The sequence below is a fragment of the Streptomyces sp. NPDC049687 genome, assembly GCF_044465285.1.
Classification (GTDB): domain Bacteria; phylum Actinomycetota; class Actinomycetes; order Streptomycetales; family Streptomycetaceae; genus Streptomyces.
The window spans coordinates 66,645-92,594 of sequence record NZ_JBITLN010000007.1 but is presented as its reverse complement, the minus strand read 5'-3'; the positions used below and the strand labels follow the sequence as shown (position 1 = coordinate 92,594).

26 protein-coding genes and 1 tRNA gene are annotated in these 25,950 nt (G+C 70.7%); 10 read left to right on the top strand and 17 right to left on the bottom strand.

Going from position 1 to position 25,950, the window contains the following annotated elements:
* Both ACIBVL_RS22110 and ACIBVL_RS22105 read right to left on the bottom strand, forming a co-directional pair.
* The gene (locus ACIBVL_RS22110; protein WP_399098966.1) at positions 1-270 is read right to left on the bottom strand and encodes a type II toxin-antitoxin system RelE/ParE family toxin; all 270 of its coding nucleotides are present in this window, start codon (positions 268-270) and stop codon (positions 1-3) included.
* Complete coding sequence (locus ACIBVL_RS22105; protein ID WP_399098964.1) at positions 267-539, bottom strand: type II toxin-antitoxin system Phd/YefM family antitoxin; 273 nt, start codon at positions 537-539, stop codon at positions 267-269. Before ACIBVL_RS22105 ends, ACIBVL_RS22110 begins: the two co-directional genes overlap by 4 nt.
* A 527-nt stretch (positions 540-1,066) precedes the next feature.
* Here ACIBVL_RS22105 and ACIBVL_RS22100 point away from each other — a divergent pair.
* Positions 1,067-2,458, top strand: a complete 1,392-nt coding sequence (locus ACIBVL_RS22100; protein WP_399098963.1) for an NAD(P)/FAD-dependent oxidoreductase — start codon at positions 1,067-1,069, stop codon at positions 2,456-2,458.
* A 212-nt stretch (positions 2,459-2,670) separates the two neighbouring features.
* The gene (locus tag ACIBVL_RS22095) at positions 2,671-3,960 is read left to right on the top strand and encodes a class I SAM-dependent methyltransferase (RefSeq protein WP_399099485.1); all 1,290 of its coding nucleotides are present in this window, start codon (positions 2,671-2,673) and stop codon (positions 3,958-3,960) included.
* Positions 3,961-4,011: 51 nt separating this feature from the next.
* On the opposite strand, the gene ACIBVL_RS22090 is transcribed toward ACIBVL_RS22095, so the two are convergent.
* Together ACIBVL_RS22090 and ACIBVL_RS22085 are read right to left on the bottom strand one after the other, a co-directional pair.
* Positions 4,012-6,540 (bottom strand): ABC transporter permease, encoded by a 2,529-nt coding sequence (locus ACIBVL_RS22090; protein WP_399098962.1) that lies wholly within the window; start codon positions 6,538-6,540, stop codon positions 4,012-4,014.
* A gap of 34 nt (positions 6,541-6,574) precedes the next feature.
* Positions 6,575-7,375: an ABC transporter ATP-binding protein gene (locus tag ACIBVL_RS22085; protein ID WP_399098961.1), complete on the bottom strand. Its 801-nt coding sequence runs from the start codon at positions 7,373-7,375 to the stop codon at positions 6,575-6,577.
* Between the two features lie 409 nt (positions 7,376-7,784).
* On the opposite strand from ACIBVL_RS22085, the gene ACIBVL_RS22080 reads away from it, so the two are divergent.
* From ACIBVL_RS22080 to ACIBVL_RS22070, 3 genes are all read left to right on the top strand, one after another.
* Positions 7,785-7,868: transfer RNA gene (locus ACIBVL_RS22080), tRNA-Leu, on the top strand.
* Between the two features lie 175 nt (positions 7,869-8,043).
* Positions 8,044-9,219, top strand: a complete 1,176-nt coding sequence (locus ACIBVL_RS22075) for a 4-hydroxybenzoate 3-monooxygenase (RefSeq protein ID WP_399098960.1) — start codon at positions 8,044-8,046, stop codon at positions 9,217-9,219.
* A 211-nt stretch (positions 9,220-9,430) separates the two neighbouring features.
* Positions 9,431-10,321 (top strand): Bax inhibitor-1/YccA family protein, encoded by an 891-nt coding sequence (locus ACIBVL_RS22070; RefSeq protein WP_399098959.1) that lies wholly within the window; start codon positions 9,431-9,433, stop codon positions 10,319-10,321.
* Between the two features lie 95 nt (positions 10,322-10,416).
* Here the strand turns inward: ACIBVL_RS22070 and ACIBVL_RS22065 are convergent, their stop codons facing one another.
* On the bottom strand, positions 10,417-10,644 hold the full coding sequence (locus ACIBVL_RS22065; RefSeq protein ID WP_399098958.1) for a DUF4287 domain-containing protein: 228 nt from the start codon (positions 10,642-10,644) through the stop codon (positions 10,417-10,419).
* A gap of 104 nt (positions 10,645-10,748) precedes the next feature.
* Here ACIBVL_RS22065 and ACIBVL_RS22060 point away from each other — a divergent pair, with 104 nt between their 5' ends.
* Positions 10,749-11,060 (top strand): hypothetical protein, encoded by a 312-nt coding sequence (locus ACIBVL_RS22060; protein WP_399098957.1) that lies wholly within the window; start codon positions 10,749-10,751, stop codon positions 11,058-11,060.
* Between the two features lie 24 nt (positions 11,061-11,084).
* On the opposite strand, the gene ACIBVL_RS22055 is transcribed toward ACIBVL_RS22060, so the two are convergent.
* From ACIBVL_RS22055 to ACIBVL_RS22045, 3 genes are all read right to left on the bottom strand, one after another.
* A complete protein-coding gene (locus ACIBVL_RS22055) occupies positions 11,085-11,876 on the bottom strand; it encodes a hypothetical protein (protein WP_399098956.1) in 792 nt (263 codons plus the stop codon).
* A gap of 283 nt (positions 11,877-12,159) precedes the next feature.
* Complete coding sequence (locus ACIBVL_RS22050) at positions 12,160-13,380, bottom strand: acetyl-CoA C-acetyltransferase (protein WP_399098955.1); 1,221 nt, start codon at positions 13,378-13,380, stop codon at positions 12,160-12,162.
* A 136-nt stretch (positions 13,381-13,516) separates the two neighbouring features.
* Positions 13,517-14,563 carry an SGNH/GDSL hydrolase family protein gene (locus tag ACIBVL_RS22045; RefSeq protein ID WP_399098954.1) on the bottom strand — a complete coding sequence of 349 codons (1,047 nt, stop codon included), beginning with the start codon at positions 14,561-14,563 and terminating at the stop codon, positions 13,517-13,519.
* 150 nt (positions 14,564-14,713) lie between these two features.
* Here ACIBVL_RS22045 and ACIBVL_RS22040 point away from each other — a divergent pair, with 150 nt between their 5' ends.
* Complete coding sequence (locus ACIBVL_RS22040) at positions 14,714-16,102, top strand: cystathionine beta-synthase (RefSeq protein WP_399098953.1); 1,389 nt, start codon at positions 14,714-14,716, stop codon at positions 16,100-16,102.
* A gap of 398 nt (positions 16,103-16,500) precedes the next feature.
* Here the strand turns inward: ACIBVL_RS22040 and ACIBVL_RS22035 are convergent, their stop codons facing one another.
* The 5 genes from ACIBVL_RS22035 to ACIBVL_RS22015 all read right to left on the bottom strand — a co-directional run bounded on the left by ACIBVL_RS22035 (position 16,501) and on the right by ACIBVL_RS22015 (position 20,331).
* The gene (locus ACIBVL_RS22035; RefSeq protein WP_399099483.1) at positions 16,501-16,932 is read right to left on the bottom strand and encodes a hypothetical protein; all 432 of its coding nucleotides are present in this window, start codon (positions 16,930-16,932) and stop codon (positions 16,501-16,503) included.
* A gap of 108 nt (positions 16,933-17,040) precedes the next feature.
* Complete coding sequence (locus ACIBVL_RS22030; RefSeq protein ID WP_399098952.1) at positions 17,041-17,973, bottom strand: ABC transporter substrate-binding protein; 933 nt, start codon at positions 17,971-17,973, stop codon at positions 17,041-17,043.
* Positions 17,974-17,994: 21 nt separating this feature from the next.
* Complete coding sequence (locus ACIBVL_RS22025; protein WP_399098951.1) at positions 17,995-18,657, bottom strand: ABC transporter permease; 663 nt, start codon at positions 18,655-18,657, stop codon at positions 17,995-17,997.
* Position 18,658: 1 nt separating this feature from the next.
* On the bottom strand, positions 18,659-19,300 hold the full coding sequence (locus tag ACIBVL_RS22020) for an ABC transporter permease (RefSeq protein ID WP_399098950.1): 642 nt from the start codon (positions 19,298-19,300) through the stop codon (positions 18,659-18,661).
* Positions 19,297-20,331 carry an ABC transporter ATP-binding protein gene (locus ACIBVL_RS22015; RefSeq protein ID WP_399098949.1) on the bottom strand — a complete coding sequence of 345 codons (1,035 nt, stop codon included), beginning with the start codon at positions 20,329-20,331 and terminating at the stop codon, positions 19,297-19,299. The genes ACIBVL_RS22020 and ACIBVL_RS22015 overlap by 4 nt, the downstream gene beginning before the upstream one ends.
* Positions 20,332-20,473: 142 nt before the next feature.
* Between ACIBVL_RS22015 and ACIBVL_RS22010 the strand changes: the two genes are divergently transcribed.
* The 3 genes from ACIBVL_RS22010 (at position 20,474) to ACIBVL_RS22000 (ending at position 23,525) form a co-directional block, all read left to right on the top strand.
* Complete coding sequence (locus tag ACIBVL_RS22010) at positions 20,474-21,982, top strand: aromatic amino acid ammonia-lyase (RefSeq protein WP_399098948.1); 1,509 nt, start codon at positions 20,474-20,476, stop codon at positions 21,980-21,982.
* Complete coding sequence (locus ACIBVL_RS22005; RefSeq protein WP_399098947.1) at positions 21,979-22,839, top strand: MurR/RpiR family transcriptional regulator; 861 nt, start codon at positions 21,979-21,981, stop codon at positions 22,837-22,839. Before ACIBVL_RS22010 ends, ACIBVL_RS22005 begins: the two co-directional genes overlap by 4 nt.
* Positions 22,840-22,940: 101 nt before the next feature.
* Positions 22,941-23,525, top strand: coding sequence for a hypothetical protein (locus ACIBVL_RS22000; RefSeq protein ID WP_399098946.1), 585 nt, complete (start codon positions 22,941-22,943; stop codon positions 23,523-23,525).
* Here ACIBVL_RS22000 and ACIBVL_RS21995 read toward each other — a convergent pair whose 3' ends face one another.
* The 4 genes from ACIBVL_RS21995 to ACIBVL_RS21980 are packed head-to-tail and all read right to left on the bottom strand — an operon-like array spanning position 23,526 to position 25,807.
* Positions 23,526-23,900 (bottom strand): hypothetical protein, encoded by a 375-nt coding sequence (locus tag ACIBVL_RS21995; RefSeq protein WP_399098945.1) that lies wholly within the window; start codon positions 23,898-23,900, stop codon positions 23,526-23,528. It lies immediately after the preceding gene.
* Positions 23,876-24,454: a roadblock/LC7 domain-containing protein gene (locus ACIBVL_RS21990; protein WP_399098944.1), complete on the bottom strand. Its 579-nt coding sequence runs from the start codon at positions 24,452-24,454 to the stop codon at positions 23,876-23,878. The genes ACIBVL_RS21995 and ACIBVL_RS21990 overlap by 25 nt, the downstream gene beginning before the upstream one ends.
* A 34-nt stretch (positions 24,455-24,488) precedes the next feature.
* Complete coding sequence (locus tag ACIBVL_RS21985; RefSeq protein ID WP_399098942.1) at positions 24,489-25,394, bottom strand: transcriptional regulator; 906 nt, start codon at positions 25,392-25,394, stop codon at positions 24,489-24,491.
* Entirely contained in the window at positions 25,391-25,807 is a 417-nt protein-coding gene (locus tag ACIBVL_RS21980) for a hypothetical protein (RefSeq protein ID WP_399098941.1), read from the bottom strand. The genes ACIBVL_RS21985 and ACIBVL_RS21980 overlap by 4 nt, the downstream gene beginning before the upstream one ends.
* Between the last annotated feature and the right edge of the window lie 143 nt (positions 25,808-25,950).

The window sequence follows — 25,950 nt, the reverse complement described above, 5'->3', positions numbered from 1 at the left end:
CTACAGGTTGCGGTACACGTCCCGCCGGTCGCCTACCTTGACGACGAGGATGACTAGCTCACCCTCGTTGATCTGGTAGGCGACCCTGTAGCTGCCGACCCTGAGCCGGTAGAGCCCGGACGGGCCGGTGAGCTTCTTGACATCGGCGTCCTCGCGGTACGGATCGTCGCCGAGCGCGGTCAACGCGGTCAGGATGCGCATGGCATCGTGCCGGCTGACGGCCCGAAGCTGCCGCTGCGCCGCCGCGGTGAACCGGAAGGCGTACTTCAAGCCGCATCGCCGTTCTGCTCGGCGAACAGGTCTGCCAGCAGTTCCGCCATCGTCACGGTGGGGCCGCCCTCGGACAGAACCGCTTCGGCTTCGCGCGCCAGCATGACGTCGGCCGCTTCCTCCAGGGCTTCGAAGTCCGCGATCGGGACCACGGCCGCCACCGGAGCACCGTTGCGCGTGATGACGGTCGGAACGCCTTCCTCGGCCCGGTTGATGTGGTCGGCGAGGTGCGCGCGGGCTTCCCGTACAGTCACGGTGTTCTCAGTCATGAGACCAGTGTACGCATCGCTGTGTACACGGTGCTCCTTTCGGCGAGTCGTGCTCGCGAGCGATCCTCGACGGCATAGCGTGGTCCGTCGCGTAACGTGCTACTTGCACTCTGCTGAGCAGGCGTGATGCCCGTTTGAGCGTGCCGGGAGGGGCCCTTGGAGCCCCTCCGCGACAGCCCGTCGGAAAAGTTCGTGAAGTTCTTCACAAGGAATTCGGCCCTGCCGGAGGGCGAACCGGGGCCGGTTGGCCCTTCCGGGGGCCCGATGCCCGTGTGAACGTGTTCAAAAGAGGCGCGGGCGGACGTTTCGAGGAGGTCTTCCGAGGGGGTGTTTCCAGCCCCTCACCACCCCTCTCCACACTCGGAGAGGCAGCTCACGCGGCATTGACAACGCCCCGCCCTACACGCTGGTTCCCGTCCCGCGCCATGACGTGGATCACGTGAGCGGCGGAGGATAACACACACCCTCGGGAAGCTTGTGAAGGGGCGCACGAGCGACCCCTCCCGGGCGGGTGGATACTCGATGCCATGAGCACCACGGAGCGTCCCAGGATCCTCGTAGTAGGCGGTGGGTACGTAGGCCTGTACGCAGCTCGGCGCATCCTCAAGAAGATGCGCTACGGCGAGGCGACCGTCACGGTCGTCGACCCCCGGTCGTACATGACCTACCAGCCCTTCCTCCCCGAAACCGCCGCCGGCAACATCTCCCCGCGCCATGTCGTCGTCCCGCTGCGACGCGTGCTGCCCAAGGCGGAGGTCCTCACCGGCCGGGTCACCACCATCGACCAGGACCGCAAGGTCGCCACGATCGCCCCGCTGGTCGGCGAGGCGTACGAGCTGCCCTTCGACTACCTGGTGATCGCGCTCGGCGCGGTCTCCCGCACCTTCCCGATCCCCGGCCTCGCCGAGCAGGGCATCGGTATGAAGGGCATCGAGGAGGCCATCGGCCTGCGCAACCACGTCCTCGAGCAGCTGGACAAGGCCGACTCCACCAACGACGAGGAGATCCGCCGCAAGGCGCTCACCTTCGTCTTCATCGGCGGCGGCTTCGCCGGTGCGGAGACCATCGGTGAGGTCGAGGACCTGGCCCGCGACGCGGCCAAGTACTACAAGAACGTGTCCCGCGAGGACATGCGCTTCATCCTCGTCGACGCCGCCGACAAGATCCTGCCCGAGGTCGGCCCGAAGCTCGGCCAGTACGGCAAGGAGCACCTGGAGAGCCGGGGCGTGGAGATCTACCTCTCCACCTCCATGGACTCCTGCGTCGACGGCCACGTCGTCCTGAAGAACGGCCTCGAGGTCGACTCGAACACGATCGTGTGGACGGCCGGCGTCAAGCCGAACCCGGTCCTGGCCCGCTACGGCCTCCCGCTCGGCCCCCGCGGTCACGTGGACGCCCAGCCGACCCTCCAGGTCACCGGCACCGACTACATCTGGGCCGCCGGCGACAACGCCCAGGTCCCGGACGTCGCCGCCCGCAAGGCCGGCGTCGAGAACGCCTGGTGCCCGCCGAACGCCCAGCACGCGCTGCGTCAGGCCAAGGTCCTCGGCGACAACGTGGTCTCCGGCATGCGGGGCTTCCCGCAGAAGGAGTACGCGCACTCCAACAAGGGTGCGGTGGCGGGTCTCGGCCTGCACAAGGGTGTCGCGATGATCGTCATGGGCAAGATGAAGATCAAGCTCAAGGGCCGTCTCGCCTGGTACATGCACCGTGGCTACCACGGTCTGGCGATGCCGACCTGGAACCGCAAGATCCGCGTCTTCGCCGACTGGACCCTCGGCATGTTCCTCAAGCGCGAGGTCGTCGCCCTGGGTGCCCTGGAGTCCCCGCGCGAGGAGTTCTACGAGGCCGCCAAGCCGGCCCCCGCCCCGGCCCCGGCCGCGGTCAAGCAGGAGAACGAGAAGGCCAAGGCCTCCTGACCCACCGTTCGTGAAACACCCCGAAGGGGCCGCCCGCCATCCGTGGTGCGGGCGGCCCCTTCGGCGTGTCTCTCCCGGGCGCACCGACCGCCCCTGGGTGATGTCGACGGAGTTTGCCCAGCCGTAACGCGCGTGGGGGACTGCGTGCGGGCCCCTCAGGTGTTTACGTGGAATCCGGACAGTCCGGGATCACCGTCACGGAGGTGTGCTCCATGACCGACGCCGCGCCGCGGCTCCATGCGCTTGTCGAACAGTTGCTGGGAGTCCCGCTCCCGGTGCGCGTCCGCGCCTGGGACGGTTCGCAGGCGGGTCCGCCCGACGCGCCCACTCTGGTGGTACGCAACAGAAGAGCCCTGCGCCGTCTGCTGTTCAAGCCCGGCGAGCTGGGGCTCGCCCGCGCCTGGGTCGCCGGGGACCTGGAGATCGAGGGGGATCTGTACCTTGCCCTCGACCTTCTCTCGGGACTCATCTGGGAGCGGGGAGAGGAAGCCCGCAGCCTGACCGAGGCCGTGCGCGACCCCCAGTTCCGATCGGCCGTCCGGGGGCTGCTGAAACTCGCCGGGCCTCCGCTGCCGCCCGCCCCGCCCCCCGAGGAGATCCGCCGCACCGGTCACCTCCACACCCGCCGCACCGACCGGCGGGCCATCAGTCACCACTACGACGTCGGCAACGACTTCTACGAGATCGTCCTCGGGCCGTCCATGGTGTACTCGTGCGCCTACTGGGACGCGCCGGACGGCACCCTGGAGGACGCTCAGCGCGACAAGCTCGAACTCATCTGCCGCAAGCTCGCCCTGACGCCCGGTCAGCGGCTCCTGGACGTCGGCTGCGGCTGGGGATCCATGGCCGTCCACGCGGCCCGCGAGCACGGCGTGCGCGTCGTCGGGATCACCCTCTCCCAGGAGCAGGCGACCTACGCCCGCAAGCGCGTCGCCGACGCCGGTCTCACCGACCGGATCGAGATCCGTGTGCAGGACTACCGGGACGTGAGCGACGGGCCGTACGACGCGATCTCCTCCATCGGCATGGCCGAGCACGTGGGCACCGCGAAGTACCTGCAGTACGCGACCGACCTGCACAAGCTTCTCGTCCCGGGCGGGCGGCTGCTCAACCACCAGATCGCCCGTCGGCCCCAGCGCGACGAGTCGGCCTATCACATCGACGAGTTCATCGACGCCTACGTCTTCCCCGACGGTGAGCTCGCCCCCGTCGGCACCACCGTCACCCAGCTCGAACGCGCCGGCTTCGAGGTCAGGGACGTGGAGTCCATCCGCGAGCACTACGCCCTCACCCTGCGCCGCTGGGTCGCCCGGCTGGAGGACGACTGGGAACGGGCCGTCCGGCTCACCTCCCCGGGGCGGGCCCGTGTCTGGCGGCTCTACATGGCCGCCTGTGCCGTCGGCTTCGAGCGCAACCGCCTCGGCGTCAACCAGGTCCTGGCAGTGCGGACACCCGAGTCCGGGGACTCCGGGATGCCCCTGCGCAGCCGTACCTGGAACTGAGGACGCGGCAAGGGGCCCCGCGTCACCGGACGCGGGGCCCCTCCGGAACCGCTACTCCGACTTGATCGCCGCCAGCATGTTCAGCCTGGCCGCCCGCCGCGCCGGCCACAGTGCCGCGAGGACGCCCACGCCGGCGGCCAGCAGCAGGAACAGGGCCATCCGGCCCCACGGCAGGACGAGTTCGTAGGTGGCCATCTTCGTGCCGAGCAGCTCACCGGCCGCCCAGCCGAAGAACACGCCCAGGCCGACGCCGAGCACCCCGCCGAAGAGCGAGATGACGAGGGACTCCAGGCGGACCATCCGCTTGACGGACCTGCGGTCCAGGCCGATCGCCCGCAGCATGCCGATCTCCTGCGAGCGCTCGAAGACCGACATCGCGAGGGTGTTGATGACCCCGAGGACCGCGACGATCACCGCCATGGCCAGCAGGCCGTAGAGCATGTTCAGCATCAGCGTGAACATCCGCGCGATGCTGTCGGACAGGTCCTTCTTGCTCTGCACCTGGATGGCCGGGTTGGAGCCGAGGGCCTTCTCCAGCCGGTCCTTGGTCGCGTCCGAGGCGCCGCCTGACGTCTTGACCATGACCTGCATGTCGGTCGGGTCCTCCTGGTGCGGGGCGAGCGCGGAGGTGTCGAGCAGGATGCCCTGGATCAGCTCGTTGCCCTCGTAGACCCCCGCGACCGTCAGCCGCTGCTTCCCTCCGTCCTCGTAGGAGACGGTGAAGCGCGAACCGGCCTTCCAGCCGTGGGACGTGGCGGTGTCCTCGTCCACGACGACCTGGCCGCCGCCGACCTTGAAGGTGCCGTCGTCGACCTTGAGGTCGGTCAGATCGGCGATGGCGGAACCGTTGACGCCGGTGAGGTACTCGGTCGTGCCGTCGATGCGGGCGGGCGCGTTGCGTAGCGGGCTGGTGGAGGTCACCCCGTCGGTCGACTTCAGCTTCTCCTCGACGTCGGGCGAGAGCTCGTGGCCGTTCGCCATCGACACGACGTAGTCGGCCTTGATCGCCGAGGACGCCATCTTGTCGATCGACTTCTGCAGGCTGCCCGCCATCACCGTCATACCGGTGATGAGCGTGAGGCCGATCATCAGCGCGGAGGCCGTGGCGGCCGTACGGCGCGGGTTGCGCACCGAGTTCTGCCGGGCCAGCTTGCCGGAGACCCCGAAGACCCGCAGGACGGGCGCGGTGGCCGCGATCAGCGGGCGGGACAGCAGCGGGGTCAGGATGAACACGCCGATGATCAGCAGGACCGCGCCGAGGCCCATGGGGACCTGGCCGTCGGAGCCCTCCATCGTCGTGGCCGTCAGGACCACCGCGACGCCCCCCGCCGAGAACAGCGCGCCCAGCGTGTTGCGCAGCACGAGCGACTTGGTGGTCGCCTTCGCGTGCACGCTGCTCATCGCGGCGACCGGCGGGATCTTCGCGGCCCGGCGGCCGGGCAGCCAGGCGGCCAGCATGGTGATGACGACCCCGACGGCGAGGGAGGTCGCGACCGTGCCGGGCGAGATGACGAGCGGGCCGTCGGGGACGGTGGCGCCGAGCGTGTTCATGAGCGAGCGCAGCCCCGCCCCGATGCCGACACCGGCCACGAGACCGGTCGCGCCGGCCACCACGCCCACCGCGAACGCCTCGATCAGCACCGACCGCGTCACCTGCCGGCGTGAGGCGCCCACGGCGCGCAGCAGCGCGAGTTCCCTGGTGCGCTGGGCGACCAGCATGGTGAAGGTGTTGGCGATGATGAACGTGCCCACGAACAGGGCGATCCCGGCGAAGACCAGCAGGCCCTGCTTCAGCCCGCTCATCGAGGCGGAGATCGCCTCGGCCTGGTCGTCGGCGAGTTCCTGACCGGTCGTGGTCTCCACCTTGCCCTGGGGCAGGGCGGCGTCCAGGGCGGTCTTCAGCGCGGTCTGCGAGGTCCCGCCGGCGGCCTTCACGTCGATCTCGTCGTACGTGCCGGTCCTGCCGAAGAGCCGCTGCGCGGTCGCCGTGTCGAACAGGGCGAGGCTGCCGCCGGCGGCGACATTGCCGTCGTCGGTGGTGAAGATGCCGGTGATCCTCGGGGTGAGGACCGGTCCGTCGACCGACATCCGTATAGTGTCGCCCACCTCGTAGCCGGCCCGTTCGGCGGTCCTGGAGTCGATGAGGACCTCGTCGGCACCGCTGGGCGCGTGTCCTTCGACGAGCGGGTACCGGGCGTCCCTCTCGCCCCAGTAGTTGCCGCCCTGCGACTGGAAGCCGCCGCCGAGGAGCTTGCCGTCCTTGTCGGCGAGGGCGGTGAAGCCGCTGACGACCCCCACGGCGGAGTCCGCTCCCGGCACCTTCGCGCTCTTCTCGCGCAGGGCCTCGGTCAGCCCGGGCGTCTTGACGATGCGGTCGCCGACGTCTTCCTGGACCTTGGCGGTGACGACGACGTCGACCTGGTCGAAGCCCTTGGCGGAGCTCTTCTGGAAGGCGTCGGAGATGGTGTTGGTGAAGACCAGGGTCCCCGAGACGAAGGCGACGCCGAGCATCACGGCGAGGACGGTCATCAGGAGCCGGGCCTTGTGCGCGAGGACGTTGCGCAAGGCGGTGCGGAACATGTGGGTGTCTACTCCGATGGTCGGTGACCGGACGTCAGCTGGTGCGGCCCTTGGCGTCGAACTCGGGGGTCTGGGGGGTCCCCCCGGAAAGACGCAGCATCCGTTCGAGGACGGAGTCCGCCGTCGGCCCGTACACCTCGTCGACGATCCGGCCGTCCGCGAGGAACACCACCCGGTCCGCGTACGCCGCCGCCACCGGGTCGTGGGTCACCATCACCACGGTCTGCCCCAGCTCCCGCACCGAGTTGCGCAGGAAGCCCAGCACCTCGGCGCCGGAGCGCGAGTCGAGGTTTCCGGTCGGCTCGTCGCCGAAGATGATGTCGGGCCGGGAGGCCAGGGCGCGGGCGACGGCGACGCGCTGCTGCTGACCGCCGGAGAGCTGGGCGGGGCGGTGGCTCAGCCGGTCCTTGAGACCCACCATCCGGATGACGCTGTCCAGCCACTGCTTGTCCGGTTTACGCCCCGCGATGTCCATCGGAAGGGTGATGTTCTCCAGCGCGGTCAGCGTGGGCAGCAGATTGAACGCCTGGAAGATGAACCCGATCTTGTCCCGGCGGAGCTTGGTGAGCTGCTTGTCCTTCAGCGAGCCGAGTTCCGTCTCGCCGATGCGCACCGATCCGGACGAGAAGGTGTCGAGGCCGGCCACACAGTGCATGAGCGTGGACTTGCCGGACCCGGAGGGGCCCATGATCGCGGTGAACTCGGCCTGCCGGAAGTCGACGGAGACCCGGTCGAGGGCGACCACCTGGGTCTCGCCCTGTCCGTAGATCTTCGACAGGTCCGTGGCACGTGCGGCCACGGCGGTGGTCCGTTCGGCGAGGGGGCTGGTGGTCACGGGAAACGAGCTCCTGTCAGGACGGTGGGGTGTTCACGGTGGGCTGTTCCTTGGGGACGTGAACCATCGTCACGGGCGCAGGCCGCCCTGTAGTCAGTCGCTGTTCCGGTTCTGAAGACAGCCTCGGGTCGCACCAAGGGGCGCCGTGTCATACCTGGGGATGACCCGCGTCCTTGAGAGACGGGTCGTCAAGAACCGGTGGAGCACCCTCGTTCGGACGGTGAAATTCCGTCATTCCGCATACACGAGCGGCTGTCGCACGCGAGGCTACTGGCAAGTGCGGATGGCCAGTTCCGCGTGCTGATGCTCCCTCAGACCTCAATAAAATAAGACAACATCGGTCCACTACCCGGCTGTTCGGGGGACGGATCCCGATAGGGTCGGAAGCTCAACGCGGAGCCCATGGCCTGCCCAGATGGTGGAATGCAGACACGGCGAGCTTAAACCTCGCTGCCCCTTCGCGGGCGTGCCGGTTCAAGTCCGGCTCTGGGCACTTCCGACGCCTCGGTGATCGCTGCACCCTGCATTGAGGCGTTGATCGCCGCACCCCACCGTTGACACCGGGTGAGCCCGGGCGCAGACTCACGCATGGCAACTGTGAAGAAAATTTCACCACGCGAACACTCCGCCTGATCGTCGCATGAACGTCATGTCTGAAGGGAAGCCCGATGCGCACCACCGTCGGCATCATCGGCGCCGGACCCGCCGGCCTCCTCCTCGCCCGTCTGCTCCACAACGCCGGCATCGACTCCGTAGTCCTGGAGAGCCGCGACCGGTCCTATGTCGAGCACCGTCAGCGCGCGGGGATCCTGGAGCAGGGCACGGTGGACGTGCTGCGCGCGGCCGGTGCCGGGGAGCGCATGGACCGCGAGGGCCTGCGTCACGACGGCATCGAGCTCCGCTTCGACAGGAAACGCCACCGCGTCGACTTCCCCGCCCTCACCGGCGGCCGGTCGGTGATGGTCTACGCCCAGACGGAGGTGTGCAAGGACCTCATCGCCCTCCAGTCGAAGGAGGGCGGTCCGCTGCTGTTCGAGGCGGAGGCGCTGGCGGTGGAGGGGGCCGACAGCGACAGCCCGCGCGTCCGCTTCCGTCACGAGGGTGTCGAGGACGTCCTGGAGTGCGCGTACGTCGTCGGCTGCGACGGCTTCTGGGGCGTCGCCCGCAAGGCGATCCCCGCCGAGCTGACCCGCGTGTTCGAACGGACGTACCCCTTCGGCTGGCTCGGCATCCTCGCCGACGTGCCGCCCTCGCACGACGAGCTGGTCTACGCCCGCCACGACCGCGGCTTCGCCCTGCTCTCCATGCGCTCGCCGTCCGTCTCCCGCCTCTACCTCCAGGTGCCCGAGGGCACCGACGCCGAGAGCTGGGGCGACGAGGAGATCTGGGACGAGTTGGAGCGACGCTTCGAGACCGACGACGACTGGAGGCTGGAGCGCGGCCCCCTCACCCAGAAGTCGGTCACCCCCATGCGCTCCTACGTCCACGAGCCCATGCGGCACGGCCGGCTCTTCCTCGCGGGAGACGCGGCCCACATCGTGCCGCCGACGGGCGCCAAGGGCCTGAACCTGGCCGTCGGGGACGTCGTCACCTTCGCGAGGGCGCTGACGCACCAGCAGGAGACGGGCTCCACCGAGCTGCTGGACGCCTACTCCGCGACCTGTCTGCGGCGCGTCTGGCAGGCCGAGCGGTTCTCGTACGACATGACGACCCTGCTGCACCGCGCGCCCGACGCCACCCCCTTCGAGGACCGGCTCCAACTGGCCCGGCTGGAGCGGATCGCCTCCTCGCGCGCCGCCGAGACCGATCTTGCCGAGGCTTACACCGGGTTCCCGTTCGAATGATCGAACGTGACCCGTCGGCCGGTCTCCGACCGGTTCCGGACAGGTAGCAGGTTGGTCATGAATGAGATCCTCCGGTGCCGGGAATCACGCTGCCGCGTAGCGTGTTGCGCGGCGCATGAGGGAAAGATCCTCCTCAAGCACTAGGGTCAATCCTTTGCCTACCTATTACCCTTGAGGCCAAGGCCGCGCTGTGTGGCCATGGAGGAGTGAAATGAGGAGCAGAAACCCGGTCTTCTCGCGACGGGGGTTCAGCCGCGACAACGGCTACGCGGGCTTCAACGCGACGCCGCAGGCCGGGGGACCCGCTGTCGGCACGCAGGCCAACCCGTACGCGCAACAGGCGGGCAACCCCTACGCGCAGAACCCTTACGCACAGCAGGACCTTCAGTACGGCGCACCGCCGCAGGCCCCGTCCACCACCGGCCGTATGACCATGGACGACGTCGTCGCGCGCACCGCGACCACGCTCGGCACCGTGGTGCTCACGGCGGTCCTGTCCTGGCTGCTGCTGCCCGTCGACGAGGCCAACCTCAACAAGTCGTACGGCATCGCCGTCGGCGCCGGTCTGGTCGCGATGGTGCTGGCCCTGGTCCAGTCCTTCAAGCGTCGCCCGGCCCCCGCGCTGATCCTGTCGTACGCCGCCCTCGAGGGCGTCTTCCTCGGCGTGATCTCGTCCGCGGTGTCCACGTACATCGCCGACGGCGTCGTCGCCCAGGCGGTGCTCGGCACCATGGCGGTCTTCGCCGGTGTGCTGGTGGCGTACAAGGCGGGCTGGATCCGCGTCAACCGCCGCTTCTACGGCTTCGTGATGGCCGCCGCGCTCGGCTTCGTCCTGCTGATGGCCGTGAACCTGCTGTTCACCGTCTTCGGCGGCGGTGACGGCCTCGGCTTCCGCAGCGGTGCCCTCGGCGTGGTGTTCGGTGTCATCGGCATCATCCTCGGTGCCTGCTTCCTCGCCCTGGACTTCAAGCAGGTCGAGGACGGCGTCGCCTACGGCGCCCCGCGCGAGGAGGCCTGGCTCGCCGCCTTCGGCCTCACGATGACGCTGGTGTGGATCTACATGGAGTTCCTGCGACTCCTGTCGATCCTGAACCAGGACTGAGCATCGGCCGCCCGCGGTAGTACGGCGTGAAAGGGCCCCGGGGTCACCCCGGGGCCCTTCCTCATGTCCGATGCGGATGCGTACCGGTGTGCGCGCTAGAGGAATTTGCGCGCGGCCCTCCTCAGCTCGTACTCGTGGATGATCGCCTTGGCGTGGCCGTACGCGAGGTTGTGTTCGGCGCGCAGCCAGCTGACCTTCTCCTCGAAGCGGAGAGCGGGGCCTTCGTCGACGGTGCGCAGCCAGTCGGAGACTTCACGACCGGTGCAATGGGGGATGCGGGCGAGCATATTGCGGTGGGTCTCCTCGGAGAGGACATGGGACATCGGCGCCTCCGGTTGCAAAGGGGATGTAAGCCGGTCCTTCAGGTCACCGTGCCTGAGCGTTCGCCCGTTGGCAACAGTCCCGGTACGACGCGTACGCTCACGGCGTGGTGGATACGACGTCACTGACCCGTGCGGTGGATCACTTCGCCGATCGTTTGAGGGCGGCCCCTCAGAGTCGGCTGCAGCGAGGCGCTGCCGCGGAGGCGCTGGGGCTGGCCCGCGAGTTGGCCGGCTGGGCGCAGCGTCTTGAGGAGCCCGGGGCGGAGCCCCGGGAGATGCCCGACGCCGGGATGTTCGCCGCCGCCGACCAGATCACCGTGGCGGTGCACGATCTGGCCCTCGTACTGTCGGACGAGGGCCAGGTTGCCGAGGCTGTGCGGTTGGTCGAGGAGGCGCAGAAGCGAGCGGGGGTGTGAGGCGCGTCGACGGCTCCCCGGCGCTCACAGGCTCGCTATGACCCTGTCCGCCAGGATGTAGACGTTCTCCTCGCCGCACGCGAACGTCAGGGTGTAGGCGCCCGAGATGCCCGAGCCGCCCAGTAGGAACGGGGTCTCGCCGGCGGTGAGGGCGGCCGAGAGGCGTTGGGCGGTTTCGCGGTGACCCGGGGTCATGCACAGGGTCGTGCCGTCGGCGAAGACGTAGACGTCGAGGGTGCCGAGCGGACCCGGGCGGACGTCGGTCAGCTCGATCCGGGACGCGGCCAGCTCCTCCAGGGCGGCGACCGTGCGCTCGTGGTCGTTCCCGACCGGCGACTGGACCGGTACGAAGTCCGGATGGGAGGGGTGGCGGCGGCGGGCCGCGGCCAGTTCCGGCGACTCCCCGGTGAACTCGTCGGCGTCCGCGGTCGGCTCGGTCACCGGCTCCAGCGGCTCCAGACCCACGAAGTCGGCCTGACGCGGCAGGAACAGCTCGCTGTCCGGCAGCCCCAGCAGGGAGGGGGCGTCGGAGGCGTCACGGGCCTCCTGGGCGGCCCAGAAGGCGCGCGCCTCGGCCAGCTCCCGCTCCCGCTCCTCCGCGAGCGCCTCGGCGACCGCGGCGCGTATCTCTGCGGCGTCGGCCGCGGAACGCGCGGCCGGCACGAAGCCCCGCCGCTCGGCCGCGTGGTTCTCGGCGAGCTGGGTGTGCAGGGCGGCGACCTGCCGGCGCAGCTGCACAAGGGTGCGCAGGACGGCGACGCCCACGGCGCCCGTGGCGGCCGTGGTGACCAGCAAGGCGATCGGCATGGCGCTCACTGACGTACTCCCGGTTCAAAGTCGACCCCCGACTTCCTACATCAGCTTGAAGGGCGGACCATCCCGCTGTCAGTGCGTAACGTCACGAAACGGACAGGATCTCTAGTCTGGGGTTTAGTGGTGAAGGGCGCTGAGCTGGGTAAATCACTGACCGAGGGAGATAGGTCACATCCTGGGGGAGATTGGATCACAAAACGGCCCGGAGTCCAGGTGCTTTCCGGACTCCGGGCCATGGCGTGACGGCAGGTGCCGAAACGGTTACGCAGGGGCTCTCAGCGCGCGATCAGCTGAGACGCTCGATGACCATCGCCATGCCCTGGCCGCCGCCGACGCACATCGTCTCCAGACCGAACTGCTTGTCGTGGAACTGGAGGGAGTTGATGAGCGTGCCGGTGATGCGGGCGCCCGTCATGCCGAAGGGGTGGCCCACGGCGATGGCGCCGCCGTTGACGTTCAGCTTGTCGAGGTCGATGCCGAGGTCGCGGTAGGAGGGGATCACCTGGGCGGCGAAGGCCTCGTTGATCTCGACCAGGTCGATGTCGTCGACGGTGAGGCCGGCGCGCTGGAGGGCCTGCTTGCTCGCCTCGACCGGGCCGAGGCCCATGATCTCGGGGGAGAGGCCGGAGACACCGGTGGAGACGATGCGGGCGAGTGGGGTGAGGCCGAGCTCGCGGGCCTTGGTGTCGGACATGATGACGACCGCGGCGGCGCCGTCGTTGAGCGGGCAGCAGTTGCCTGCGGTGACGAGTCCGTCGGGGCGGAAGACCGGCTTCAGGCCCTGGACGGCCTCCATGGTGACGCCGGCGCGCGGACCGTCGTCCTTGCTGACGACCGTGCCGTCGGGGAGGGTCACCGGGGTGATCTCGCGCTCCCAGAAGCCGTTCTTGATGGCTTCCTCGGCGAGGTTCTGCGAGCGGACGCCGAACTCGTCCATGTCCTGGCGGGTGATGCCCTTGGCGCGGGCCAGGTTCTCCGCGGTCTGGCCCATCGCGATGTAGGGGTCGGGGAGCAGGCCGTCCTCGCGCGGGTCGTGCCAGGTGGAGCCCTCCTGCGCGGCGGTGGCGGCGGTACGTGCCTCCGCCTCCGCGAAGAGGGGGTTCTTGGTGTCGGGGAGGCCGTCGGAGCTGCCCTTGGCGAAGCGGGAGACCATCTCGACACCGGCCGAGATGAAGACGTCGCCCTCGCCGGCCTTGATGGCGTGCAGGGCCATGCGGGAGGTCTGCAGCGACGAGGAACAGTAACGGGTGACCGTGCAGCCGGGCAGGTGGTCCATGCCCATCTGTACGGCGACGATCCGGCCCAGGTTGTAGCCCTGCTCGCCGCCGGGGAGGCCGCAGCCGAGCATCAGGTCGTCGATGTCCCTCGGGTCCAGCTCGGGGACCTTCGCCAGGGCGGCCTGGATGATCGTGGCGGTGAGGTCGTCCGGGCGCAGGTCCTTCAGAGAGCCCTTGACGGCGCGGCCGATCGGGGAACGGGCGGTCGAGACGATGACGGCTTCGGGCATCACGGCTCCATTGGCGGGAAGGGTTCGTACGGGCGGGGCTTCCTGGGAAGTTACCGGTACGTATGGTCTGGGTCACGGGGATGGCGGTGTGACCCTGACCGCACTTTCTAAGCGCTTGCTTGGCTCTGTTTCGTCCTCAGACCCCGGACGTGCTGGTGGGCGAAGCCGACGTGGGTTCCGCTTCCTGCACCCTCCGCCTCCGGCGCCGCTTCAGCAAGGCCCACGGACCCCGCGGCCCGGTCGGCATCGCCGCCGTGACCTCCGTGCCGGCCTCCGAGGCCGCTTCCGCCGCTGCCCGGGCCACCGGGAGGAAGCCCTCGCGGCGGGAGGCGTCCGGGCGCTCCTCCTCCGCCGGCCAGAGGCCGAGGGCGGCGCAGAGGGTGGGCAGGACCGCCATCGCCGCCGTCGCGTACCCCTCGGCGGAGGGGTGGTAGTGGTCGGGGCCGAACAGCTCGCGGGGGTTCGCCTCGAACTCGGGGCCCAGGAGGTCGCCCAGCGAGACCGTGCGGCCGCCCTGTTCGACCACGCCGATCGTCTGGGCGGCCGCCAGCTGGCGGGAGGCTCTGCGGGCCAGCCAGCGCAGGGGCTGCGGGACCGGTTCGATCGTGCCCAGGTCGGGGCAGGTGCCGACGACCACCTCCGCGCCCGCCGTGCGCAGCCGGCGGACCGCCGCCGACAGATGGCGTACCGAGCGGGTCGGCGGCATCCGGTGGGTCACGTCGTTCGCGCCGATCATGATCACGCAGATGTCGGGCATCCGGTCGGAGCCCAGGACCAGCGCGACCTGGCGGTCCAGATCGTCGGACTGGGCGCCGGGGAGGGCGACATTGCGGAGTTCCACCGGGCGTTCCGCCACCGCCGCCAGGCCGGAGGCCAGCAGCGCACCCGGCGTCTGCCCCGACCGGTGGACGCCCTGGCCCGCCGCCGTGGAGTCGCCCAGCAGCACCAGGCGCAGGGGTTCCCCGGCCGGGGTGCCGGGCGCGTCGTACGCGAGGCCGTAGCGGCCGTCCGCGTGCGGGACCCGGGAATGCTCGCCGCCCCCGTTCACGTGGCGCCGGGCCATGTGCGCCTCCGTCAGCAGCAGTCCCACGACCGCCGCCCCGGCCAGGCCGATACCGCCGCCGCCGTAGGCCGCGCCGGCCGCGATGCGCCGGGCCACCCTCGCCCTCGACATGCTCGTCATGCCTCGCCGTCACCTCCTCGTGTCCGTACATCCACTCCTTGCCCCGTACGGACCGTCGGCCAATCTCAACGGGGAGTGAAGCTCCCGGTCGACCCGTACGCTGGTTTGACCACTACGACCACTGTTTTTTGCAAGCAACCGGAGACAACGGTGCAATTCCACGACTCGATGATCAGCCTCGTCGGCAACACCCCGCTGGTGAAGCTCAACAGCGTGACCAAGGGCATCCGGGCGACCGTCCTGGCCAAGGTGGAGTACTTCAACCCGGGCGGTTCCGTGAAGGACCGCATCGCCCTGCGCATGATCGAGGCCGCCGAGAAGAGCGGGGAGCTCCGGCCGGGTGGCACGATCGTCGAGCCGACCAGCGGGAACACCGGTGTCGGGCTGGCCATCGTGGCGCAGCAGAAGGGGTACAAGTGCATCTTCGTGTGCCCCGACAAGGTCAGCACCGACAAGATCAACGTGCTGCGGGCGTACGGGGCCGAGGTCGTGGTCTGCCCGACGGCCGTCGACCCGGAGCACCCGGACTCCTACTACAACGTCTCCGACCGGCTCGTCCGTGAGACGCCGGGCGCGTGGAAGCCCGACCAGTACTCCAACCCCAACAATCCCCTCTCCCACTACCACTCCACCGGCCCCGAGCTGTGGAAGCAGACGGAGGGGAGGATCACGCACTTCGTGGCCGGAGTCGGCACCGGTGGCACCATCTCCGGCACCGGGCGGTATCTGAAGGACGTCAGCGACGACACGGTGCGGGTCGTCGGCGCCGACCCCGAGGGGTCGGTCTACTCCGGCGGCTCCGGGCGGCCGTATCTCGTCGAGGGCGTCGGTGAGGACTTCTGGCCGACCGCCTACGACCGGACCGTCGCCGACGAGATCGTCGCCGTGTCCGACAAGGACTCCTTCCAGATGACCCGCCGGCTGGCCAAGGAGGAGGGGCTGCTGGTCGGCGGCTCCTGCGGGATGGCCGTCGTCGCCGCGCTGCGGGTCGCCGAGCGGCTCGGGCCGGACGACGTCGTGGTCGTCCTCCTCCCCGACAGCGGCCGCGGCTACCTCTCCAAGATCTTCAACGACGAGTGGATGGCCGACTACGGGTTCCTGGAGGACGAGGGCCCGTCCGCCCGTGTCGGCGACGTCCTCAACGACAAGGAGCACGGCGCCATGCCGTCCCTCGTGCACATGCACCCGGACGAAACCGTCGGCCAGGCCATCGACGTGCTGCGCGAGTACGGTGTCTCGCAGATGCCGATCGTGAAGCCGGGCGCCGGCCACCCGGACGTCATGGCGGCGGAGGTCGTGGGCTCGGTCGTCGAGCGGGAGCTGCTGGACGCGCTGTTCACCCAGCGGGCCTCCCTCTCCGACCCGCTGGAGAAGCACATGTCCGCCCCGCTGCCGCAGGTCGGCTCCGGTGAGCCGGTCGGGGACCTGATGTCCGTGCTCGGCGCCGCGGACGCGGCGATCGTCCTCGTCGAGGGCAAGCCCACCGGCGTCGTCAGCCGCCAGGACCTGCTGGCCTTCCTGGCCAAGGGCGGGAAGTAACACCGGTCGGGGGCGGCCGCAACTTCCAGGTCCCGGGGGGAAACCTCCGGGAAACCTCCGGTGAACTCCGTATCCGGCCGCTGAACTTCCGTTTGCCTACCGAAGTGGTGGACTTCGCGGAAGTGGTACGAGCGTGTCACGTCCGCGCAGCACACGCTTAACACGCGTCCGGCACATTAGTGGATGTCGGCAGGGCGGGAGCGGCTCCCCGCCCAGGCCGGCAACCGAACGGCGTCACGGACCTCCGGAGCGGCTCCCGGACCTCCACAGGCGCCATGGACGCGCAAGCCCGGCCTGACCCGGCCCGCGTCCCTCGCGGGGACCGCCGTCGTCCCGCCCCCCGGTAACGGGGGTGCGGCGGTCCCCGCGCACAATCTTTTTCCGGCCCGGCCGAGGGATCAGCCCTCCCAGTCGTCGTCGCCGTGCTTCGAGGCGCGGCGGCGGCCGCCGAACAGGCCGGGGTTGCTGCGGGCGGCCTGGACGGCGTTGACGCCGACGATGCCGACCCAGGAGACGATCAGACCGGGCAGGTGTGCGGTGCTCGCGCCGATCGCGGACAGCGGGACCGCCAGCACCAGCGAGACGATGCCGAAGCCGAAGCGGTCGCCCCAGGAGTCCGTCGCCTTCGGCGAGCGGGCGTCGCGGGCCGTCGCCATCTGCGCCTCGGCGAACCCCCGGCGCACCCGCCGTTCCACCGCCGCGTCGATGCGCTGGTCGACCTTCTCGAGGAAGGAGTCCACGAGCGCGGACTCGTACTCCTCACCCAGCTCCCTGCGGGTCTGCAGGGTGGCGTCGAGTTCCTTCTTCAGGTCGGTGTCCCGCGCGTCCATGGCCGTCTCCCATCCCGTCATGAACATCGACGGTAGGCAGCGGGGACGCCCCGCGCACTGGGGACAGCCCCCCTCTTCGAGGTCGGGTTCAGGGGAACAGGAGGGGTGCTACGCGGTCAGCCCGTGCTGCTTCGCGTACGCGTTCGCCACGTCCTCCGGGTCCTTCTTGTCCTTGTCCACCTGGCGGTTGAGCTCGGTGAGCTGTTCGGTGGTCAGGATGTTGCCGAGCCTGGCGAGGGCCTTGCGGACGGTGTCGTCGGCCTTGCGGTCGGCGATGAGCGGCACGATGTGCTGACTGGGGATCAGGTTCTCGGGGTCGGTCAGCACCACCCAGTCCTCGGCCTCGATGTCGGTGTCGGTGGTGAAGAGGTTCGCCACGTCCACGTCTCCCTTCCTCAGCGCGCCCTTGACCAGCGGACCGTCGGAGTCCAGCGACTTGAACTCCTTGAACTCGACGCCGTACACCTCCTTCAGCCCGACCACGCCCACCCGGCGCTTCTTCACCTCGGGCGCGGCGCCGAGGACCAGCCTGCCGTTCTGCTTCCTCAGGTCGGCGAGGGACGTCAGGCCGTACTTCTTCGCCGTCTCGCGGGTGACGACGAACGCGTCGGAGTCCTCCGCCGTGCCGTACGGCAGCACTTGCAGGCCGCCGGGAAGGGCGAGGGTGAGGGCATTCTGCATGGCGCCCTCCTCGGCGGCGGTGGCCTTGGGGTCGAGGTAGTTGAGGAGAGCGCCCTGGTACTCGGGCAGCAGATCGATGTCGCCGCCCCGGAGGGCGGGGATCACGATCTCGCGGGTGCCGAGGTTGGGGCGGACCGTCACCTTCACGCCGGCCTGTTCCAGGACGGCCGCGTACAGGTAGCCGAGCACCTGGTTCTCGGTGAAGTTGGCGGTGCCGATGGTGACCCCGCCCTTGCTGGAGCCGCCGCCGGAGGTGTCCGTGCCCTGGCCGTCGAGGGAGGTGATGCCGCTCGCGCAGGCGGAGAGGGCGGGGACGGAGGCCGCGGCGAGGAGGCCGCCGAGGAGAGTACGTCGGTTCATGGCGTGGGTTCCCCAAACGGGTCAGGCGGTGCGGTGTCGGAAGAGGAGGCGTTGGAGGCCGCTCAGCAGCAGGTCGAGAGCCACGGCCACCGCGGCGACCAGCGCCGCGCCGCCGAGCACCTGCACGAGATCGCGCTGGGCGAGGCCGTCGAAGACATAGCGGCCGAGGCCGCCGAAGGAGACGTACGCGGCGATGGTCGCCGTGGCCACGACCTGGATGAGCGCGAGCCGCAGGCCGGTCATGATCAGGGGGAGGGCGAGGGGCAGTTCCACCCGGAGGAGGACCTGGTGGCCGCGCATGCCCTGGCCGCGCGCCGCGTCCTTCACATCCGGGTCGACGGCCGTCATCCCGGCGTGGGTGTTGGTGACGATCGCCGGGACGGCGAGGGCGACCAGGGCCACGTACACCGGCAGCATCGACAGTCCGCCGGCCAGGAAGACCAGCACGACCAGGCCGACGGTGGGAAGCGCCCGGCCGAAGGACGCCAGGTTGATCGCCAGGAAGGCGCCCCTGCCGGTGTGACCGATCAGCAGGCCGAGCGGGAGGCCGATCACGGCCGCGACGAGCGTGGCGAGCAGTGAGTACTGGAGGTGTTCGGCGAGGCGGTGGGCGATGCCGTCGGGGCCGGACCACTGGGCGCCGCTGGTCAGCCAGCCGCCGAGGTTCTTGAAGAGTTCGTACATGTCAGGCTCGCCGCCTCTGCCACGGTGTGAGGACGTACTGGAGGGCGACCAGCAGGGCGTCGGCGACGACCGCGAGGAGGATCGTGAGGACCACGCCCGCGATCACCGGGGTCGGGAAGTCGCGCTGGAAGCCGTCGGTGAAGAGCTGGCCGAGGCCGCCGTCGCCGATGTAGGTGGCGACCGAGACCAGGGAGATCGACATGACCGTGGCGATCCGCACGCCCGCCATGATCACGGGGAGCGCGAGCGGGAGCTCGACGGTCAGGAGCGTGCGCAGGGGGCGCGTGCCCATCGCCCTGGCCGCCTCCTTGGTCTTCGCGGGCACCGAGTCCAGGCCCTCGACCGTGTTCCGCAGCAGCACGACCAGGGTGTAGACGGTCAGACCGATGACGGTCGTGGTCCGGGTCAGACCGCTGACCGGCAGCAACAGGACGAAGATCGCGATCGACGGGATCGTGAACAGCACGTTCGAGAGCCCGAGGAGGAAGCCCCGCAGGGGGCGGACCCGGTGGGCGATCACGGCGAGCGGGAGGGAGACGAGCAGGCCGAGGAGGACCGCGGTCAGGGCGGCCTGGAGGTGGGAGACGGTGAGCGTGGTCAGGTCGTCGGTGTGGCCGGATACCCAGGACCAGTCGATGGTCATGCGGCCACCCGCGCCTCGGTGTGGGCCTGCCCGGCGTGCTCGTGGATGTCGTCGCGGGAGGTGACGCCGGTGAGGACGCCGGCCGTGTCGACCCGGGCCACCAGGCCGGTGGGGGAGGCGACGGACTCGTTGAGGGCGGACAGCAGGGAGTCGGTGTCCCTCAGGGGCCGTACGGGGAGCTCGGTGTCCCCCGAGGCCCAATGCAGGGGCTTGCGGGCCTCGTCGAGTACGAGGGTCCAGACGTCGCCCTTTGGCGCCGGGCCCTGCGGGACGTCCGCCAGGGTCTTCAGCGAGAGCAGCTTCAGACCGCGCTCGGCGCCGAGGAAGTCGGCGACGAAGTCGTCGGCCGGGCGGGCGAGCAGTTCGGCGGGCGGGGCGCACTGGACCAGGTGGCCGCCGGTGCGGAAGACCGCGATGCGGTCGCCGAGCCGTACGGCCTCGTCGATGTCGTGGGTGACGAAGACGATCGTCTTGCTCAACTCCTTCTGGAGCCGGAGCAGTTCGTCCTGGAGCTGGGTGCGGACCACGGGGTCGACCGCGCCGAACGGCTCGTCCATGAGGAGCACCGGCGGGTCGGCCGCGAGTGCGCGGGCCACACCGACCCGCTGCTGCTGCCCGCCGGAGAGCTGGTGCGGGTAGCGTTTGCCGGCGTCGGCGGAGAGGCCGACGGTCTCCAGCAGCTCGGCCGCGCGGGCCCTGGCCCTGCGGCGGCCGTGGCCGAGCAGCAGCGGCACGGTGGCGATGTTGTCGAGCACCGTGCGGTGCGGGAAGAGGCCCGCCTGCTGGATGACGTACCCGATGGAGCGCCGCAGTTCGGCCGCGTCCTGCCGGGTGACGTCCTTGCCGCCGACCTTGACGGTGCCGGAGGTCGGCTCGACCATCCGGTTGACCATCCGCAAGGTGGTGGTCTTGCCGCAACCGGAGGATCCGACCAGGACGGTCACGCCGCCTTCCGGCATCTCCAGGGTGAGGTCGTGGACTGCTGTCGTGCCGTTGGGGAAGCGCTTGTGGACCGCGTCGAACTGGATCATGAGATGTCCCTTGCCCGGCTGTATAACGTCATGCAGAGTTCTTGGTAGCTGAATAGCTTGTCAACGGTTCCGCGTTAAACCGACGTAACGGATGACCGATAGGCAAGATCGAGTGTCCGGATTGAGGGGAGCTTGGCATCGTATGTCGTCTCAGATCATGGACACCCCGGAGGCCGTTCACAGTGGACTGGTCGTCCTCGACGGGGTCGCCCTCGGTGTCCCGGACGTCGTCCGCCTCGCCGACGGCACCGCGCGGCCCGTGCCCGGCACCGAGGCGATGCGGCGGATGACGGACGTCTGGGACGCCGCCCGGCTCATCGCCGCGACCGGACGCGTCTACGGCCGCTCCACCGGCGTCGGCGCCAACCGGAACGAGGACGTGCCCACCGAGGCCGCCGCCGAGCACGGGCTGCGGCTGCTGCGCAGCCACGCCGGCGCGATCGGCGAGGTGCTGCCCGCCCGGCAGGTCCGCGCGATGCTCGCCGTCCGCGCCAACCAGCTGCTCGCCGGGGGCGCCGGACTGCGCCCGAGTGTCGTCACGGCGCTGTGCGAGGCCCTGGAGAGCGGGGCGTACCCGGTCGTCAACGAGTTCGGGTCGGTGGGAACCGGGGACCTGGCGGCGCTGGCACAGGTGGGCCTCGCGCTGGTGGGCGAGCATCCCTGGAACGGCGAGGGCGCCCCGGAGCCCCAGCCCCTGGACAACAACGACGCCCTCGCGCTCATCAGCAGCAACGCCCTCACCCTCGGCCAGTCCGCGCTGGCCCTGCACGAGCTGCGCGGCCTCCTCGAAGCCACCCAGGTCGTCGCCGCGCTCTCCCTCCTCGCCGTGGACGGCTCGCACGAGGCCTACGCGGCCCCCGTGCACGCCGCCCGCCCGCACCGCGGCTCCGCCCAGGTCGCCCGTCGGATGCGGGAACTGATCGGTGCCGAGGACCGGCCCACCCCTCCCCTCGGGCGGATCCAGGACCCGTACGGCTTCCGCTGCCTGCCCCAGATCCACGGCCCCGCGCACGACGCCGCCGACGCCCTGGAGGAGGTGCTCGGCATCGAGATCAACGCGGCCGCCGAGAACCCCCTCATCTGCCCCGAGGACATGACCGCCTACCACCACGGCGGCTTCTACCAGGCCCAGCTCGCCCTCGCCCTGGACCACTTCCGGCTGGCGCTGACCCAGGTGGCGCGCTTGTCCACGTCCCGGCTCTCCACCCTCAACGAACCCGCCTACACCCGGCTGCGCCCCTTCCTCGCCGACGACCTGCCCGCCTCCTCCGGTGTGATGATCCTGGAGTACGCCGCCGGAGCCGCCCTCGGTGACCTGCGCGCCTTCTCGGCCCCCGCGTCGCTCGGCCACGCTGTACTCTCCCGGGGCGTCGAGGAACAGGCCAGTTTCGCCTCGCTCGCCGCCCGGCAGACACTGCGCGCCTGCGGCGCGTACCGTCTCGTCGTCGGCTGCGAACTCGTCGCCGCCGTACGGGCGCTGCGCCAGCGCGAGCTGCGGCCCGAGCCGGGACTCCCGGCCGGGCGGGCGCTGGAGCTCGCCGAGGCGGCACTCGACGCGGAACAGACCGACCGGCCGCTCACGGACGACGTGAGCGCGGCGGCCGGACTGCTGGACCGGTTCACGGAGATCTGGAGGGGGAACGGGGCATGAGCACGGAGACCGACACGGGCGTGGCGGACACCCCGGCGGGTCGGCTGCAGGCGCTCTTCGAGGGGCACCGGCTGACACCCACCCAGCGGCGCATCGCCCACAGCATGGTGCGCCGCGCCGCCGACGTGCCGTTCCTGTCCAGCGTGGAGCTGGCGGAGCTGGCCGGGGTCAGCCAGCCGTCCGTGACCCGTTTCGCCGTCGCCCTCGGCTTCGACGGCTACCCCGCCCTGCGCAAGCACCTGCGCGAGGTCGCGCCCGCCGAACAGCCGGCGGGCTCGGCGTCGTACAACGAGTACCAGCAGGCCGTGGAAGCCGAGATCGAGAACCTCAGGCACCTCGCGGAACTGCTCGCCGACCCGCGACCCGTGCGCAAGGCCGGCCGGCTGCTGGCCGCCTCCCGCCCGCTCCCGGTGCTCGGACTGCGGGCCGCCGCCTCCCAGGCGTACGGCTTCTCGTACTTCGCCGCCAAGGTCCACCCGGACGTACGGCTGCTCAACGAGGGCGGCACGATGATCCACGACCGGATCGACGCCGCCGTCCGCGCGGGCGCCACCGCGCTGCTCTGCTTCGCCCTGCCCCGGCATCCGCGCGAGGTCCTCGACACGCTGGCATACGCGAAGGAGGCCGGGCTGACCGTCGTCACGGTCGCCGACTCCGCCTTCGCGCCGGTCGCCAAGGTCTCCGACCTGCTGCTGCCGGCCGCCGTCGGCACCGGGCTCGCCTTCGACACGGCGTGCGCGCCGATGCTGCTGGGCCGGGTCCTGCTGGAGGCGATGTGCGACGACCTGCCCGACGCACAGGCCCGCCTGGAGGAGTTCGACGCACGGGCGGTCGCACGGGGGCTGTTCGTCGAGTAGTCCGGTTCTTGTCGGACTCGCTTTTTTTCAGACTCGTCTCACGTTCGCTCACTAGCCTGTACCGCCACGGGAACTGTGCCGGAGTTGACGAGGAGGCGGACGTGGCACGCGGAGGTCAGGGGCTGGCTCGGGTGGCCGTCGTCGTACGGGCCGGAGCCGCGCCGCTGTGGTGGTGCGGGGTGTTCGCGGCGGGGATCGGCGTGTTGCCGTCCGGGTTCACCGGCCGCCGGATCGGGGTCATGGCGGGTGCCGCGCTGTTCATCGTCGCCGCCGCCGTGGTGGCGTGGTACGGGCGTCGGCGCTACACCGCGCTCGCGGGCGGCGCCGCCCGGGCCGGCAAGCACGATGTACTCCAGGACCGGGCGGTCACCGGCCGCACTTGGCGACGCGGCCACCGCTGGTGGCTGCTGCTCGCCTTCGCGGCCGCGCTGGGCAGCTCCTTCGCCGTGCCTGCCGCCGCCGGCATGCTGCTCGCCGGCCTCGGCACCGGCCTGCGGCTGAAGGCCGCCTGGCTCGGCCGGCGCGAGCGGGCCGCGGACGCGCTGCTGTGGGTGCGCGTCGACTGGCTGGACCGGTACGGCGGCCGCCCGGCCGGCAAGGCCGTCAAGGCGTACCGCAGCACCGGGATCGCGGCGGGCGACGCGGCCCCGGGAGGGGCCCGCCGCCGCACCGAGATGGCGGTGTAGTCAGACTTCCAGGTCCTCCTCGATCTTCCTCAGCTGGTGGCGGGCCATCGCGAGATTGGCCCGCTTGGCGTCCAGGACGAGATACAGGAAGAGCCCGTTGCCGCCGCGCCCGCTGATCAGGCGGATCAGGTGGTACTGGTCGGACAGGGTGATCAGGATGTCCTCGATCTGCGCCTTGAGCCCGAGGTGCTCCATGGTGCGCATCTTGGAGCGCACCACGTCGGTGTTGCCGGCGGCGGCGACGTTCAGGTCGAAGCTCTTGCTCCCGCCGAGCGTGCCCAGCGCCATGCCGCTGGTGTAGTCGACGAGCGCGGCGGCCGTCGCGCCCTCGATGGAGGCGAGCGCCTCTTTCAGTGCGGTTTCGGTGTTGGCCATGACGTGTTCCTCGGTTCCTCTCGACTTTCCGTGGTGGTGCGCGCGGTCGTGGATGTGTCGCGCGCCGATCTGGTCCATAGGGGTGCGGCGGAGGGTTTGGCGGGTGTGCGGACGGGCGGCTGTGCCGGTGGCTTGGCGGGCACGGCCTTCGGCTCCCGCGCCCGGGCCTCCCGCGCCTTCGCCTCGACCGTGTCGACGAGCTCCCCGATGCGGGCACCGGCCCGGCGGCCCTCCAGGTGCAGCCGGCCGACGTTGACGCGGTCCTGCGCGAGCACCGTCAGCACGGCGCCGCGGCCCGCCGCGTAGGTGGCCACGTAGCCGTACGCCCCGCGCACCAGCAGTTCGCGGAAATCGCCCTGGCCGGTGGTGTCCGCCAGCCGTACGGCGACACCGAGGGCGGCGGCGGTGAGCGCGGCCACCCCCTCCGGTTCCACGCCGGGTGTGTCGTGGGCCAGGACGAGCCCGTCCACGCCGGCCGCGAGCGCGCCGGTCAGCTGGGGCACCCGGGCCCGCAGCCGGCGGAGCTCGTCGAGGATCTCCGGCCCGGCGGCCATCAGTTCACTCCTCCCGTCGCGCGGTCGCTGCCGCTCAAAGGGCCTCCAGCGCATCCCTGAGCCTCTTCAGCAAGGTGATGTCGGGGTCGTTGACACGGGGCAGGGAGACGCCCGGTGGGGGATTGGCGGCGGGGGCCCCGCCCGGCACCCGGGGCGGCAGCGGTGGAGGTGAGGGCGGCTGGGGCAACGGGGGCGGCGGGGGCGGGAACAGCGCGGTCAGCAGCCCGGCCGCGGCCAGCCGGCGGACGTCGACCAGGGTGTGGAACGCCTGCCGGCCCAGCTCCCGGGCGATGTCCGACGCCGTGCGCACACCGTCCACCAGAGCCAGTACGGCGCTCTGCCGCGCGGTCGGCGCCGGGGCGGCGACCGCCTCCGCCCGCAGCAGCGGCGCCCCGTCCGCCAGCGGGTCCGGCCACAGCCGGTCCAGCAGTTCGCGGCGGCGCAGCGTCTCGCGCTCCAGGGCGCTCACCGGAACCGGCCGCAACCCCCCGAGCCGGTGCCCGGCCCCGTAACGGAAGTGTCCCGGCGTCCTGCTGGGCGCGAGCGCGAAGTACGCCGCGTCGTAGAGCGCCCCCGCATGGCACAGTTCCAGCGCGCCGCGCGGGATCCGGTCGGCGTCGAGCAGCAGCCGTAGCGCGCCGCGCTCCTCGTCGGCCCGGTCCAGCGCCTCCTGCCAGGTGCCCGGGTCGAGCGTGCCGTGGGTCAGGAGGAGCACGTCGAGGCCCGGGGCGAGCGGGCTCTCGGCGTGCACCACATGGCCCTCGGCGAGATAGAGCGAGCCGCGCTCGCGCTCCAGGACGCCGGTGGCCCGCTCGGCGGCGAGCCGGGTCAGCATCGGCGACAGCCCGCCTCCCGCCCGCTCTCCCGCCGTGGATCTCTCCCGCACCGGCAGCCGGGGCGGCGGGGTCGTCCCCCGCGGTGTCGTCCCCACGAGCGTCATCCCAGCACCAGCCGTCCGGCCATCTCGCCGAGCCGGATCCGGGCCAGCGCGAGATTGCCGTCCGACCGGCCCAGCCACACGTGCAGGAACACACTGCTGTCGAAGGAGGTCGGCACGAACCGCAGCAGGTGGTAGCTGTCCCGGTTGCTGATGATCAGATCCTCCACCGGGGGGTCGGCCGCCTCCTCCCCGTCGCCCTCGTGGCCGGCGTCGACGCCGACGGGCGTGAACGCCCGCTGCTCCGCCGTGAGCCGCGCGACCTCCGCGGCCTCGGCCGCCGCCGCCTCGTGGTCGCCGCCCGGGAACTCCCCGACGGAGCCCAGCGCCAGCCCGCTGGTCCAGTCGACCAACGCCGCTCCCCGGGCCCCGGGCAGCCGCATGGCCTCCAGTAGGCACTCGTCGATTCCGGGCACCGTTCGGCTCCCCTCCCGCCTGCGGTTCGGATGAGTGATGACGAAGCTACGCAACGTATGCGCGAGGGGTGAGGGATCTGGCATTTTCCAGCGGAACATGCGGCAGGCTGACTAAAGTGGGTCGGCTGGACCCGTTTCGGGCC

What these genes read in the sequence shown, in the direction of transcription:
- ACIBVL_RS22045 (WP_399098954.1), bottom strand. Translation starts at nt 14,563, where the DNA reads ATGACGAGCATGTCGAGGGCGAGGGTGGCCCGGCGCATCGCGGCCGGC.
- ACIBVL_RS22015 (WP_399098949.1), bottom strand. Translation starts at nt 20,331, where the DNA reads ATGATCCAGTTCGACGCGGTCCACAAGCGCTTCCCCAACGGCACGACA.
- ACIBVL_RS22070 (WP_399098959.1), top strand. Translation starts at nt 9,431, where the DNA reads ATGAGGAGCAGAAACCCGGTCTTCTCGCGACGGGGGTTCAGCCGCGAC.
- ACIBVL_RS22005 (WP_399098947.1), top strand. Translation starts at nt 21,979, where the DNA reads ATGAGCACGGAGACCGACACGGGCGTGGCGGACACCCCGGCGGGTCGG.
- ACIBVL_RS21985 (WP_399098942.1), bottom strand. Translation starts at nt 25,394, where the DNA reads ATGACGCTCGTGGGGACGACACCGCGGGGGACGACCCCGCCGCCCCGG.
- ACIBVL_RS22065 (WP_399098958.1), bottom strand. Translation starts at nt 10,644, where the DNA reads ATGTCCCATGTCCTCTCCGAGGAGACCCACCGCAATATGCTCGCCCGC.
- ACIBVL_RS22095 (WP_399099485.1), top strand. Translation starts at nt 2,671, where the DNA reads ATGACCGACGCCGCGCCGCGGCTCCATGCGCTTGTCGAACAGTTGCTG.
- ACIBVL_RS21990 (WP_399098944.1), bottom strand. Translation starts at nt 24,454, where the DNA reads ATGGCCGCCGGGCCGGAGATCCTCGACGAGCTCCGCCGGCTGCGGGCC.
- ACIBVL_RS22090 (WP_399098962.1), bottom strand. Translation starts at nt 6,540, where the DNA reads ATGTTCCGCACCGCCTTGCGCAACGTCCTCGCGCACAAGGCCCGGCTC.
- ACIBVL_RS22025 (WP_399098951.1), bottom strand. Translation starts at nt 18,657, where the DNA reads ATGTACGAACTCTTCAAGAACCTCGGCGGCTGGCTGACCAGCGGCGCC.
- ACIBVL_RS22050 (WP_399098955.1), bottom strand. Translation starts at nt 13,380, where the DNA reads ATGCCCGAAGCCGTCATCGTCTCGACCGCCCGTTCCCCGATCGGCCGC.
- ACIBVL_RS22010 (WP_399098948.1), top strand. Translation starts at nt 20,474, where the DNA reads ATGTCGTCTCAGATCATGGACACCCCGGAGGCCGTTCACAGTGGACTG.
- ACIBVL_RS22075 (WP_399098960.1), top strand. Translation starts at nt 8,044, where the DNA reads ATGCGCACCACCGTCGGCATCATCGGCGCCGGACCCGCCGGCCTCCTC.
- ACIBVL_RS22030 (WP_399098952.1), bottom strand. Translation starts at nt 17,973, where the DNA reads ATGAACCGACGTACTCTCCTCGGCGGCCTCCTCGCCGCGGCCTCCGTC.
- ACIBVL_RS22100 (WP_399098963.1), top strand. Translation starts at nt 1,067, where the DNA reads ATGAGCACCACGGAGCGTCCCAGGATCCTCGTAGTAGGCGGTGGGTAC.
- ACIBVL_RS22020 (WP_399098950.1), bottom strand. Translation starts at nt 19,300, where the DNA reads ATGACCATCGACTGGTCCTGGGTATCCGGCCACACCGACGACCTGACC.
- ACIBVL_RS22035 (WP_399099483.1), bottom strand. Translation starts at nt 16,932, where the DNA reads ATGGACGCGCGGGACACCGACCTGAAGAAGGAACTCGACGCCACCCTG.
- ACIBVL_RS21995 (WP_399098945.1), bottom strand. Translation starts at nt 23,900, where the DNA reads ATGGCCAACACCGAAACCGCACTGAAAGAGGCGCTCGCCTCCATCGAG.
- ACIBVL_RS22105 (WP_399098964.1), bottom strand. Translation starts at nt 539, where the DNA reads ATGACTGAGAACACCGTGACTGTACGGGAAGCCCGCGCGCACCTCGCC.